Source organism: Marinactinospora rubrisoli (genome assembly GCF_042664915.1).
Classification (GTDB): domain Bacteria; phylum Actinomycetota; class Actinomycetes; order Streptosporangiales; family Streptosporangiaceae; genus Marinitenerispora; species Marinitenerispora rubrisoli.
On the sequence record NZ_JBHTBH010000002.1, the window covers coordinates 575,692 to 588,487 of the forward strand.

10 protein-coding genes are annotated in these 12,796 nt (G+C 72.7%); all 10 read right to left on the reverse strand.

What is annotated here, in order from left to right; all coding sequences use genetic code 11:
• Window positions 1-71: 71 nt before the first annotated feature.
• Complete coding sequence (locus ACFQRF_RS06660) at window positions 72-2,594, reverse strand: glycoside hydrolase family 2 protein (protein ID WP_379869701.1); 2,523 nt, start codon at window positions 2,592-2,594, stop codon at window positions 72-74.
• A gap of 104 nt (window positions 2,595-2,698) precedes the next feature.
• The gene (locus ACFQRF_RS06665; RefSeq protein ID WP_379869703.1) at window positions 2,699-3,640 is read right to left on the reverse strand and encodes an ABC transporter ATP-binding protein; all 942 of its coding nucleotides are present in this window, start codon (window positions 3,638-3,640) and stop codon (window positions 2,699-2,701) included.
• 4 nt (window positions 3,641-3,644) lie between these two features.
• Window positions 3,645-4,595: an ABC transporter ATP-binding protein gene (locus tag ACFQRF_RS06670; RefSeq protein WP_379869705.1), complete on the reverse strand. Its 951-nt coding sequence runs from the start codon at window positions 4,593-4,595 to the stop codon at window positions 3,645-3,647.
• Between the two features lie 4 nt (window positions 4,596-4,599).
• Window positions 4,600-5,529: an ABC transporter permease gene (locus ACFQRF_RS06675; RefSeq protein WP_379869707.1), complete on the reverse strand. Its 930-nt coding sequence runs from the start codon at window positions 5,527-5,529 to the stop codon at window positions 4,600-4,602.
• Window positions 5,526-6,521: an ABC transporter permease gene (locus ACFQRF_RS06680; protein WP_379869709.1), complete on the reverse strand. Its 996-nt coding sequence runs from the start codon at window positions 6,519-6,521 to the stop codon at window positions 5,526-5,528. Before ACFQRF_RS06680 ends, ACFQRF_RS06675 begins: the two co-directional genes overlap by 4 nt.
• A gap of 116 nt (window positions 6,522-6,637) precedes the next feature.
• Window positions 6,638-8,338: an ABC transporter substrate-binding protein gene (locus ACFQRF_RS06685; RefSeq protein ID WP_379869710.1), complete on the reverse strand. Its 1,701-nt coding sequence runs from the start codon at window positions 8,336-8,338 to the stop codon at window positions 6,638-6,640.
• A 487-nt stretch (window positions 8,339-8,825) separates the two neighbouring features.
• Window positions 8,826-9,845 carry a LacI family DNA-binding transcriptional regulator gene (locus ACFQRF_RS06690; RefSeq protein WP_379869712.1) on the reverse strand — a complete coding sequence of 340 codons (1,020 nt, stop codon included), beginning with the start codon at window positions 9,843-9,845 and terminating at the stop codon, window positions 8,826-8,828.
• Between the two features lie 121 nt (window positions 9,846-9,966).
• Complete coding sequence (locus ACFQRF_RS06695; RefSeq protein WP_379869714.1) at window positions 9,967-10,368, reverse strand: universal stress protein; 402 nt, start codon at window positions 10,366-10,368, stop codon at window positions 9,967-9,969.
• Window positions 10,369-10,401: 33 nt separating this feature from the next.
• Complete coding sequence (locus ACFQRF_RS06700) at window positions 10,402-11,787, reverse strand: CitMHS family transporter (RefSeq protein WP_379869715.1); 1,386 nt, start codon at window positions 11,785-11,787, stop codon at window positions 10,402-10,404.
• A 477-nt stretch (window positions 11,788-12,264) separates the two neighbouring features.
• Window positions 12,265-12,762 (reverse strand): hypothetical protein, encoded by a 498-nt coding sequence (locus tag ACFQRF_RS06705; protein ID WP_379869717.1) that lies wholly within the window; start codon window positions 12,760-12,762, stop codon window positions 12,265-12,267.
• Window positions 12,763-12,796 lie beyond the last annotated feature (34 nt).

Here is a 12,796-nt window from a genome sequence, read left to right on the forward strand (position 1 = left end):
CGCCTGGGCGCGCGGGACGGGCCGGCCGGTCGTCTACCGGGCGTCAACACCGGGCGGCGGCGAGATGTGCCTCATCCCGGCATGGCGTCCGCCACACGGCGGGCCGCGCGCACCGCCTCGTTCACGCAGCGCAGCACCGGTGGCCGGTCCGCGCCGTCCGGCCCGGGGTCGCCGCCCCGGACGGTGAAGGTGTGCGACTCACCGGGCAGCAGGGTGAGCAGCATGTCGTCGGCCTCGGCGTCCGGGTGCAGCCGGTCGGCGAAGAGGGCGAGGTCCCGCAGCGGGGTGCGGGCCGTGACGGTGACGCGCAGTTCACCGGGGCCGCCGGCCACCTCGGTGTCGAACTCGGGCTCGGGGTAGGCGGCGTCGGCGTCCTCGGCGAAGAACCACACGGCCCGGTCGCCGGGCCCGCCGGTGTCGGCGGTGACGAACTCGCGGTCGGCCCGCCCGGGGACGGCCACCCGCGCGGACACCGGGATCCGGACGACGGCGCGCGGCGGGACGGCGGCGCTGACCTGCTGCCGGGCCAGGGTCCGGCCGGCGAGGTCGTGCCGCGCCAGGGCGGCCTCCGCGCGCCAGCCGGTGCCGGAGTCGTTGCACAGCACCAGCTCCAGGCCGCCCTCGGCGCCCGGCTCCAGGACGAGCAGCCGGTCGGCGTAGACCCGCCGCAGCGCGTACCAGAGCGGCTTTCGCCGCCCGTCGCCGTCCACCGCCGACCAGGAGATGACCGGCCAGCAGTCATTGAGCTGCCAGACGACCGCGCCGCTGCACAGCGGCCACAGGGCGCGGAAGTGGCCGACGCCGAGCGTGATGGCGCGTGCCTGGTTGACCTGGGTGAGGTAGTGCCAGTCATCGCCGTCGGCCGGTGGCGGGAAGTGCCGGCGCAGGCCGTCGGCGAGCTTGCGGAGGCCGTCCTTGGCCCGCTGGCGGTGCACGAGCGCCGGGGAGTCCGGGTCCAGGGGCGCCTCGCCGATGGCGCGGCGCAGCGTGGCGTGCGCGGGGGCGCCCTGGTAGCCGAACTCGGCGACGAACCGGGGCCGGTGGTCGAGGTAGTGCGAGTAGTCGCGCTCGTTCCACACGTCCCAGATGTGCGTGGCCCCGTGCGCGGGGTCGTTGGGGTGCAGGCCGGGGCGCCCGGAGTAGGGGCTGCCCGGCCAGTAGGGGCGCGTGGGGTCGAGTTCGGCGACGATGCGCGGCAGCAGGTCGTGGTAGTAGCCGGCGCCCCAGCTGCGCTCGCCCAGGGATTCCCGCCAGCCCCAGTCGACGTGCCCCCACAGGTTCTCGTTGTTGCCGTTCCACAGCACCAGGCTGGGGTGCGGCATCAGCCGCCGCACCGCCTCGCGCGCCTCGGCCTCGACCTCCCCGGCGATCGGCGGCTCCTCGGGGTAGGCGGCGCAGGCGAACAGGAAGTCCTGCCAGACGAGCACGCCGCGCTCGTCGCACACGTCGTAGAAGTCGTCGCTCTCGTACACCCCGCCGCCCCAGACGCGCAGCAGGTTGATTCCGGCGCCGGTGGCCTGGCCGACGCGCTCGCGGTACCGGTCGCGGCCGACGCGGCTGGGGAAGCAGTCGTCGGGGATCCAGTTGGCGCCGCGCACCAGCACGGGCGCGCCGTTGACCCGGATGGTGAAGGGCGTGCCGTCGGCGTCGGGGGCGGTGTCGAGCACGACCGAGCGGAAGCCGATCTCGCGCCGCCAGGTGTCCAGTTCCGTCTCGCCCGCGCACAGCGTCACCGTGAGCGGATGGCGGACGGGGTCGCCGTGGCCGCGCGGCCACCACAGTCCGGGTTCGCGCACGGTGAGCTCCAGCCGCGCGGTGGTCGCCCCGGGCGGCAGCGTCGCCCGGGTCCGCTCCCCCGCCACCTCGGCGGCGAGCGCGAGGACACGGTCGCCACCGGCGGCGGTCCGCTCCACATCGACGTGCACGACGACCCGGCCGGTGGCCTGGCCGCCGGGTCCCGCCTCGACGGTGACCTCGGGCCGGACGCCGGCCAGGCGGGCGGTGCGCCAGGCGTGCAGCCGGATCGGCCGCCAGATGCCGGAGGTGACGAGGACCGGCCCCCAGTCCCAGCCGAAGTTGCACGCCATCTTCCGGATGAACGGGTACGGGTCGGGGTAGGCGGCCGGCCGGTCGCCGAGTTCGGCGCGGACCGCCTCGGCGTACCGGTAGGGAGAGGTGAAGTCGATGGTGAGCTCCCGGCCGCCGGGCGTCCCGCCGGCCACGGCCGCCACCGCGGTCAGGTCGAACCGGTAGGCACGGTGCATGTTGCGGACGGCGCCGACCGGCCGCCCGGCGAGGGCGAGGTCGGCGACGGTGTCCAGCCCCTCGCAGACGAGGTCGACGCGTTCGGCGCCGGCGAGCCCGTCGGTGGGGAGCACGGTCCGGTACCGCCAGTCGGCGCGCCCGATCCAGGACAGCCGGTGCTCGTTGTCGCCGAGGTAGGGGTCGGGGATGAGGCCGGCGGCGAGAAGGTCGGTGTGCACGCAGCCCGGTGTGTGCGCCGGGATCTCCGCCGCGCCGACGGACGCGGGGACGTCCGCGCCCGCTGCGGCGTGCAGGGTCCAGTCGTCGCGCAGCTCGATGCGCCTTGCCATGTGTCCTCCACACCTCATGTCGCGGTCGGGGCGGTCGGTCGTCACCGGGACGGGGAGCCGGCGGCCGGGCGGCGGAGCGCGCGGACGGAGCGGGGCGGCGCCCACTAGGCCGGGGGCCCGTCGGCGCCCTGGCACGGTGCGTCGCCCTCGGCGAAGCACCCGACGTGGTGGTCCTCGGCGAGCGCGAGCAGCGCCGGGCCCCCGTGGGGGTGGCGCGCGTGGTAGGGGCAGGGGCGGGTGTCGGCCGCGTCGAGCGGCAGGTCGGCCCACCGCTGGTCCAGCCGGGGTACCGAGGCGAGCAGCCGCCGGGTGTAGGGGTGCGCCGGGTCGGCGTACACGGTGGCGGTGGCGCCCATCTCCACGACGCGGCCGCGGCGCAGAATGACGGTGGTGTCGCTGACGTAGTTGCCGAGCGCCAGGTCGTGCGTGACGAAGAGGACGCCGAGCCCGCGCGCCCGCAGGTCGGCGAGCAGGTTGAGCACGTCGATCCGGGTGGAGGCGTCCAGCATGCTGATGATCTCGTCGGCGACGAGCAGCCGGATGTCCAGCAGCAGCGCCCGTGCGACGAGCAGCCGCTGCAGCTGGCCGCCGCTGAGCTGGTGCGGGTAGCGGCCGCGCACCTGGCCGGGGTCGAGCCGGACCACTTCCAGCGCCTCGTCCACGCGCTCCCGCCACGCGGCGGCGCCGACGTCGGGGAAGAAGCCGCGCCGGACCACGTCCAGGACCCGGTCGGCCGGGAAGATGGGGTTGTAGGAGCTGAACGGGTCCTGGAAGACGCCCTGCACCCGGCGATGGTACTCCTTGAGCTGCCGGGATCGGGTGAGGCCGGCGATGTCGGCGCCGTCGAAGGTGATCCGGCCGCTGGTGACCGAGGACAGCCGCAGCACCATGCGGCCGATGGTGCTCTTGCCGCTGCCGGACTCCCCGATCAGGGAGACCACCTCGCCGGGGCGCACGGCGAAGCTGACGTCGCGCACGGCGGTGACCCCGGAGCGGCCGAACGCGCCCGTGGGGAAGACCTTGGAGACCGAGTCCAGTACCAGCATCAGCTCATTCGGCCTTCCAGCAGGCGACGTGGTGGCCGGGGGCGACCTCGGCGAAGGGCGGCTGCCGGGAGCACTGCTCGTCGGCGAGCGGGCAGCGGGCGCGGAACCGGCAGCCGGCCGGCGGGTCGAGCAGCTCGGGCGGGCTGCCGGGGATGCCGGACAGCCGTTTCCCCTCGTACCTGACGCCGGGTTCGGGGAGCGCGGCGAGGAGTTTGCGCGTGTAAGGGTGGCGGGGCGCGGCGACGATGGCCGCGGCCGGGGCCTTCTCGGCGAGCCGGCCGCCGTACATCACCATGACGCTGTCGGCGATCTGGTACACGAGCGAGAGGTCGTGGGTCACCACGATCATGCTGCGCACGAACCCACGGTCGCGGAACTCCACCAGCGCCTCGGCGACCGCCCGCTGGGTGGAGACGTCGAGGGCGGAGGTGACCTCGTCGGCGACCAGTAGCGCCGGGTCGAGCAGGGTGGACAGCACCATCACCACGCGCTGTTTCATGCCGCCGGACAGCTCGATGGGGTAGCGGTCGAGCACGTCCGGCGAGAGACCGACCAGGCGGAGCCGGCGGTCCAGCTCGGGGCGGAGTTCCCGGTGGCCGATACCGCGTGCGCGCAGCAGCTCGCGGATCATGGTGCCGATCCGGCGGGTGGGGTTGAGCGCGCTCATGGCGTACTGCGGGATGACCGACACTTCGCGGAACCGGAACCGCTCCATGCGGGGGGAGTCGCCGATCGGCAGCTCGCGGCCGTCGAGCTCGACGCGTCCGCCGACGTGCCGCATGCGGCCGTCCAGCCGGACCAGGCTCTTGCCGAGCGTGGTCTTGCCGCTGCCGGACTCGCCCGCGAGCCCGGCGATCTCGCCGTCGGCCAGGGCGAACGTGACCCCGTCGAGGGCGCGAACGTCGCCGCGGGTGGTCCGGTAGTGCACCCGGAGGTCGCGGACCTGGAGTGTCACCGCGTCACATCTCCCTCAGCCTGGGGTTGAAGACCTCGTCGAGACCGACGTTCATGATGTACATCGCGCCGACGATCGCGGTGATGCCGAGGCCGGGCGGCACGAACCACCACCACATGCCCAGTTGCAGGGCGCCCCAGTTGACCGCGTTGTGCATCATCAGCCCGAGGGAGACCCCGTCGGTGGGGCCGAAGCCCACGAAGTCCAGGCCGGCGGCGGCGAGCACGGCGCCGCCGAACAGCAGGATGAACGTCATGAACAGGTAGGAGCTCATGTTCGGGGCGATCTCGCGGAGGATGATGCCGGTGGTGCGCGTCCCGCTGAGCCGGGCGAGGTCCACGAAGTCACGGGAGCTGAGCGAGAGCGTCTGCGCCCGGATGGCGCGCGCCGCCCACGGCCATGACGTCAGGCCGATGAAGAACGCCTGCACGGCCACGCCGCGGCTGTCGAGGTAGGCGGCCACGATGAGCAGTACGGCGAGCGAGGGGAGCACCAGCACCACGTTGGTGATCATGTTGAGGATCTCGTCGACCACGCCGCCGCGGTAGCCGGCCACGAAGCCGACCGCCATGCCGGCGACCGCGGCGATCCCGCCGCCGAGCGCCCCCACGAGGAAGGTGGCGCGCAGCCCGTACACGAACTGGGAGAACACGTCCTGGCCGAAGTTGGTGGTGCCGAACCAGTACTCGGCGGACGGCGGCCGGTTGGGCGGGCCGACCTCGGCGTTGGGGGGATGGCCGGTGAGCAGTGGGGCCGCGGCGCCGGCCAGCAGGAGCAGCGCGACGACGGCCAGCCCGCCGACCAGCTTGCGGTTGCGCAGCGCGAAATACCAGGCGGTGCGGCCCCGGGCGGCCGGGACCGCTACGGGAGCGGGCGCCTCGGGGCCGGGTGCCGCCCCGGGCGCGGCGGCGCGTTCGTCGGAGGGTTGGCTCATGCGGCGCCTCCCTGCATCTGGACCCGCACGCGCGGGTCGACGAGGACGTAGACGAGGTCGACGACGAAGTTGGCGATCAGCACGCCGATCACGATGAAGAGGAAGGCCCCCTGCAGGAGGAAGAAGTCCTGGTTGCGGATGGCCTGCAGGATGAGGTAGCCGATACCGGGATAGGCGAACACGATCTCGGTCAGCAGCGACCCGGCGACGATCGTGCCGAGCTGGACCGCCAGCCCGGTGAGCTGGGGCAGCATCGCGTTGCGGAAGGCGTAGCGCCGGACCAGCCGGCGCGGCGCGCCGAGCGACTCCAGGTAGTTGGCGTAGTCCGACTCCAGCTCGTAGATGATCAGGTTGCGCATCCCGATCGCCCAGCCGCCCAGCGCCACGAGGAAGAGCGACAGGAACGGCAGGAACCAGTGGGCGAGCAGGCTGGCGGCGAACGTCCACGTCCAGGACGGCTGCAGGCCGAACCCGTAGGCGCCGGCGACCGGGAAGAGATCGGCGACGATGCCCAGGCTCCAGGCGAGCAGCAGCGCCAGCCACATGTACGGCATGGCGGTGAGCAGGTAGCCCACCGGCAGCACGGTGTTGTCCAGCCACCGGCCGCGCGCGGCCAGCGCGCCCAGCTTGTTGCCGGCGTACCAGCTGAGCAGGATCGCGGGCACCAGCAGCGCGAGGCTGTAGGGCACGGCGCCGGCGAGGATCCCGGTCACCGGCTGGGGGAACAGCCACATGCTGATCCCCAGGTCGCCGCGGAGCAGCCCGCCCCAGAAGTTGAGGTACTGCTGCCAGACCGGCAGATCGAGGCCGAACACGCTGCGGTAGTACTCCTCCATGGCGGCGGACGCCTCGGGGCTCTGCAGCGAGGCGCGGGCGAGCCGGCTCTGGACGGGGTCGCCGGGCATGAAGCGCGGGATCATCCAGTTGACCGTCACCGCCGCGAACAGGGTGAGCAGGTAGATGAGCAGTTTCCGGCCGAAGTAGCGCCACACTGCGGGGTCCTCCCGGGGCCGCGGGTCGGGGTGGCCGTGCGGGCGGGCGTTCGGGGGGCCCGCCGGGCCGTGCCGCCGGCCGGTGGCGGGTGTCCACCGGCCGGCGGCACGGCGCCTCACCCGGAGGCCGGCCGCAGTTCGGTGAGCATGAGCACGCCGCCGAGCTGGGGGTACCCGCGCCACAGGGAGGCCGGGTAGTGGCTGCCGCCGTCCGCCGGCCAGTTCGTCCAGGTGGACCCGCTGGTCTGGGACCACAGGCCGTTGTACCAGAGCGGGATGATCGGCAGCTCGCCCAACTGGATCTCCTGGAGCCGGGAGGTGATCTCCCGCATCCGGTCGATGTCCTCGACGGGGGTGCGGTCGAGCTCGTTCACCAGCTCCCACGCCTCCTCGTTCTCGTACCGCCCGAAGTTCACGGTGCTCTGGGCGTCCAGGACGGGGAGCCGGAAGATGTACTCGTAGTAGGTCCACGGGGTGTTGCTGACCTGGCGTTCGTTGTTGATCAGCAGGTCGAAGTCGCCGCTGGCGCGCTGGTCCACGAGCGCGTTCTGGTCGGGGAACTCCGCGACCAGGTTGATACCGGCCTCCTGCGCGCCCTCGCTGATGACGCGGGCGGCCTCCATCCAGTCGGTCCAGCCGCTGGGCACGATGAGGGCGAGGTCGACGGGGTCGCCGTCGGGGGTCTCGACGAAGCCGTCCCCGTCGGAGTCGGTGTAGCCGGCCCCGGCGAGGAGTTCGCGGGCGTGGGCGGGGTCGTACTCGAAACCGAGTTCGGCGACGACGTCGGTGTCGATGTACTCGTCCCACACGGGGAGCAGGCCGGTGGGATCGGCGGGCTCGACGAGTTCGCCGTAGACGCCGGTGACGATGCGCTCCATGTCGATGCTTGAGGCGATCGCCCGGCGGAACTCCGGGTCGTCCAGGGGCTCCCGGGTGGTGTTGGGCACCAGCCAGGCGGTGTTGGCGGGGAGCATGTACGGGGGCTCGGAGTAGTAGGTCTGGATCTGCCCGCCGCTCTCCACGAGTTGGGCGATGCCGGGCAGGAAGTTGTTGGAGAGATCGATGTTGCCCTGCTGGACCTGGCTGAGGGTGGCCTCGTTGCTGGTGTTGACGATGTCGACGATGTACTCCGGGGCGACCTCGACGTCGAGCGCCTCGGTCGCCCACCAGTCGTCGTTCCTGGCCCAGACCATGCGGTCCTGGTCGTGGGTCTCGTACACGTAGGGGCCGGTGCCGACCGGGTTCTCGTTGGCGCCGGCGCCCACCTCCTCCTCGCTGCGCTCGGCCCACAGGTGCTCGGGGACGATCGCGTTGAAGTACAGCCAGTTGGCCCACTGCTGGTACTTGGGATCGGAGAAGGTGAACCGGACCGTGTGCTCGTCGACGGCCTCGGCCTCCTCCAGCCAGTCCCACAGCGGGTGGTAGGGGACGGACTCCAGCCGGCCGAGCTCCACGGTGAACACGACGTCCTCGGAGGTGAACGGTTCGCCGTCGGACCAGGTGACGCCCTGGCGCAGGTTCAGTTCGTAGACGTCGTCGGAGACCCACTCGCCGCCCTCGGCGAGCCAGGGGATGTACTCGCGCTCCTGGGCGTCGTACAGGAACAGGGTCTCGTAGGCGAGCCCGACGGTCCCGGTGACGTATTCCCAGGTCATGATGGGGTTCCAGTTGGCGGGCGGCCCCCACTGGGCGCCGGTGGTGTAGAGGGTCTGCTCGCGCGGGTAGCCGGCGGCGTCGCCGGAGTCCGCGCCGCTGCAGGCGGTGGCGGCCGTCGCGACCGCCAGCAGCCCGGCGGCGAGCCGTAGCCGGGTTCGCATCGGGGGTCTCCTTCCCGTCACGTCACGGGAAACGGCCCGTGGCAGTGGGTGGGCGGGTGTGTCGGCCGGGCGTCGCGTGGGACGCCCAGCGGCCGGGGAGCGCTCCCATAGCTCGGTCCGGCCGCTGAGCGCGCAGGGGGCAGCGGCGCTGCGGAGGGGAGAGTCCGAGCGGCTGCGGAGTGGTGCCCGCCGGGCGGCTGTGGAGCGGGGCCGGCCCGAGCGGCTGCGGAGCGGGAAGAACCGTCCGAGCCGCTGCGGAGCGGGCCAGCCCGAGCGGCTGCGGAGTGGGGAAAGAACGACGGAGGACGACGGGGTACCGGAGGCGGGAACGCCCACCGGTCGCGTAGTGGGGCGGCGGCGGTTCACTGAACCGGATAAGTGACCTCAGTGAAACACGTCACACAGAGCAGCGTCAACGGTCACATTCACTGCCGTTACCGCTCCGTGACCCGGACGCCGCAGGCCGGCCGAAGGTCCGGTGGGACCGCTATCCCCGGCGCAGCGGCCCCGTGCTGCCCCGAGGGCGCAACGTCGCCGCGGGGGTGCACCAGTCCGGCACGGTCTCCCCGTCCACGGCGGCCAGCAGCATGCGCGCCGCGCGGGACCCGTGTTCGACCACGTCGCGGCTCACGGCGGTGAGCGCGGGACGCACCAGGCGGCACAGCGCGGAATCGTCCCAGCCCACCACCGACAGTTCCTCGGGCACCGCGACGCCCATCTCCTGGGCGACACCGAGTCCGGCCACCGCCATCAGGTCGTTGTCGTATATCACCGCGGTGGGGCGCGGCACCGCGGCGAGCAGCCGGCGGGTCAGCCGGGCGCCGTCCTCCCCGGTGTAGTCGGCGTGCACGGTCTCGCCCCCGTCCAGCCCGAGCTCGCGGGCGGTCGCCTCGAAGGCCGCCGAGCGGGCGGCGGTGTGCGCGAGGTCGGCCGGGCCCGCGACGCGGGCGACCCGGCGATGGCCGAGGGCCGCGAGGTACCGCACCGCCTCGCCCACGGCCGCGGCGTCGTCGGACCACGCGCACGGCAGGTGACCGGCCCCGGCCCGGCCGCCGACCACCACGGCCGGCAGCCGCAGCCCGGCGAGCAGTTCGACCCGGGGATCGGCGACGCGCAGGTCGAGCAGGAGCACCCCGTCCACCCGGCGTTCGGCGGCCCACCGCCGGTACATCGCCATCTCGTCGGCCAGATCCGGCGCCACCTGCAGCGCCAGCGCCGTCGGCCCGCCGGCGAGTTCGCGCTGGATCCCGGAGACCAGCCGCATGAAGTACGGCTCCACGCCGAGCACGTCGGCCGGCCGCCCCACGATCAGCCCGATGGCCCCGGCCCGCCCGTCGGACAGCGCGCGGGCGGCGCTGCTCGGCGCCCACCCCAGTTCCTCGGCGATGGCGAGGATGCGCTCCCGCGTCGCCGCCGAGACACCGGGACGGCCGTTCAGCGCGTAGGAGACGGCCCCCTTGGAGACCCCGGCGGTCCGGGCGATGTCCGCGATCGTCGGACGCCGCACGTCTCCCACCCCCTGCCCCTCCACCGGTCACCGGCGCTGAACCGGTTCACCCGCTCCGAGCTTAGCAACGCGATCAGCGTCGCACGGGCGGCCGGAGGCCGCCCAACGTGCGCTGACGGCGTCACTTCACCGCGAGCACCGGGCAGGGCGCCTCCAGGATGACGCGCTGGGCGATGCTGCCGATGAAGAACTTCAGCACCGGGGAGCGGCGGCGGATCGTCAGCACGAGCAGTTCGGCCCGGGTGGTCTCGGCGAGACCCAGCAACTGGTCGGCCGGGTCGGGCTCCGCGCGGACGATCTCGTACTCGACGCCGGCCTCGCTCAGGCGCCGGCTCACGGCGTCCAGCGTGCTCGGGCTGGCGTAGGCGGGCGACGCCGGGGTGTCGGCGCGGTAGCTCACCACGACCACCCGTGCCGGGCGGCGCCGGGCCTCGGCGATGGTCTGCTCCAGGGCGGAGCGGCCCTCCGCTCCGTCGAGGTGGGCCAGGACGATGACGCCCGGCGTGGTCGGCGGCTGTTCCATGGTCGAGCGCTTCCTCTCGTTCGGTGTGTGGACTCAGCCCAGCGGGATCACCGTGGTGAGCACGCCCACCGCGAGCATGACGAGGGAGACGATCGCGGCACGCCAGAGCACCTTCTTGTGGTGGTCGCCCAGGTCGACCTTTGCCAGCGAGACCAGCAGCAGGATGGCCGGGACGAGCGGGCTCTGCATGTGCACGGGCTGGCCGACGATGGCGGCGCGCGCCATCTCGACCGGGGCGATGCCGTAGCTGGCGGCCGTCTCGGTGAGCACCGGAAGGATCCCGAAGTAGAAGGCGTCGTTGCTCATGAAGAAGGTGCCGGGGAGGCTGATCAGCCCGGTGATGACGGCGAGGTAGGGGCCCATCGAGTCGGGGATCACGCCGACCAGCCACTGCGACATCGCGTCCACCATGCCGGTGCCGTTGAGGACGCCGGTCAGCACCCCGGCGGCCATCACCATCGCCACGACCGAGACGACGCTGGAGCCGTGCGCGCCGAGTTCCTTGAGCTGGTCGGAGACGTGCCGGAAGTTGACGACCAGCGCGATCGCGCAGCCGATCATGAACAGTGTGGGGATCGGCATCGGTTCGAGGACGAGCAGCACCATGATGGCCACGGTCAGCGCCAGGTTGAACCAGATGAGCCGCGGGCGCAGGGTCGGGCGGTCGGGGTCGAGCGCGGTGTCGGCCATGCCGGTGCCCTCGTCCGGCCCGCCGGACGCCGGCGCGCCGCCGGTGGCCGCGGCCGTACCGGCGCCTCCGCCTGCGGCGGCCAAGGTCGCGGGGACGGCCAGTGCCGCACCCGCGGCGCGCAGCCGCCGGCGCTCGCCGACGCCGAGCAGCCAGGCGAAGACGAGCACGATCGCCAGTCCGGCGAACATCGACGGCAGCATCGGGACGAAGATGTCGGTCGGCTGCAGGCCGAGGGCGCTGGCGGCCCGTGCCGTGGGGCCGCCCCAGGGCACGATGTTCAGCACGCCGTTGGCGAGACCGGCCACGCAGGTGAGCACGACCGGGCACAGCCCCATGCGCAGGTACACGGGCAGCAGCGCCGAGGTGGTGACGATGAACGTCGTCGAGCCGTCGCCGTCCAGGGAGACCGCTCCGGCCAGGACCGCGGTGCCGACCACCACCTTGGCCGGGTCGTCGCCGAACACCCTCAGCACGAACCGGATGAGGGGATCGAACAGCCCGACGTCGATCATGATGCCGAAGTAGATGATGGCGAACATCAGCAGCGCGGCGGTGGGCGCGAGGTCGGTGATCGCCTCCATCACCATGTCCCCGAGGCCGAGCCCGGCGCCGGCGATGAGCCCGAAGATCGTGGGGACGATGATGAGGGCCGCGACGGGTGTCAGCTTCTTCGTCATGATCAGGAACATGAAGGTTCCGATCATGAGGAACCCCAGGGCGACGAGCATCGTGGAACCGGCCTCCTACCGCGCACAGCCGCCGCCCAGTGGGCGCGCGGGTACGCGCCGTGTACACAGAGGGAAATGCGACGTGATCTACGCTGTGACGCGCATCGCACGATACATCCGCGTTACCGCAGGTCCGCAATGCATTGCCAAGGTGCATTTAACTTCAATAGCGACCATTACGACCGAAACCGGGCGAGCATTCGCCATGCGGCGGCCATGACACAGAGTGACGGCGTTCTCCCGCGCACTCGCCACGGAGGCTCCGCCCCTCCGTTCACTCGCCACGGAGGCGCTGTCCCTCCGTTCACTCGCCACGGAGGCGCTGTCCCTCCGTTCACTCGCCACGGAGGCTCCGCCCGACCCACCGTCCGGTCGCTCACCGCGAGAAGGAGAACGCCGCTTCGCGGCGCGGGGCGCTCACGCGCCGCCGGGGGCCGCGGCCCACCGCGCGCCCGGCGGTCGGCCGGTGCGCGCACTTCACCTGACGCACTCCACGTCGTCGAGGAACGTCTTGGTCCCCTCCCGTTCCCAGGTGTCCAGGGGCGGCGGCGGGGTGAGCCAGTGGATGTCGAGGTGGTTGAAGTAGAGGTTCCCGCGCAGCTCGGGCCAGTACTCCTCCGGCAGCTCGACGGGGCAGGAGAACCGTAGGAACGCCAGGGCGCCGATCCGGCCGGGAACGTCGAAGCCGGTGACGCCGTCCATGCTCATCCGGCCGACGGCCCACGCCTCCGTTCGCCCCCAGCGGAGCCACGTCAGTCCGGTGAGCACGACGTAGGACCCGGGTTTGAAGGCCGTCGGCACCTGGAGGGTCTGCGTACGATCGCCCCCGTGGACGGCGAGGTGAACGTCGCTGCGCTGCGCCGTCAGAGCGGCACCCGTCACGTGGTTACGGCCGAGGATCGCCACCGGAACCAGCAGGAGGAGGACGACGGCGATCACCAGCCGACGCCGATGTTCGCGTTCCGTCTCCCGCACCGCCACCTCCCCGGGCCACGTTCGGGCCAGCCTA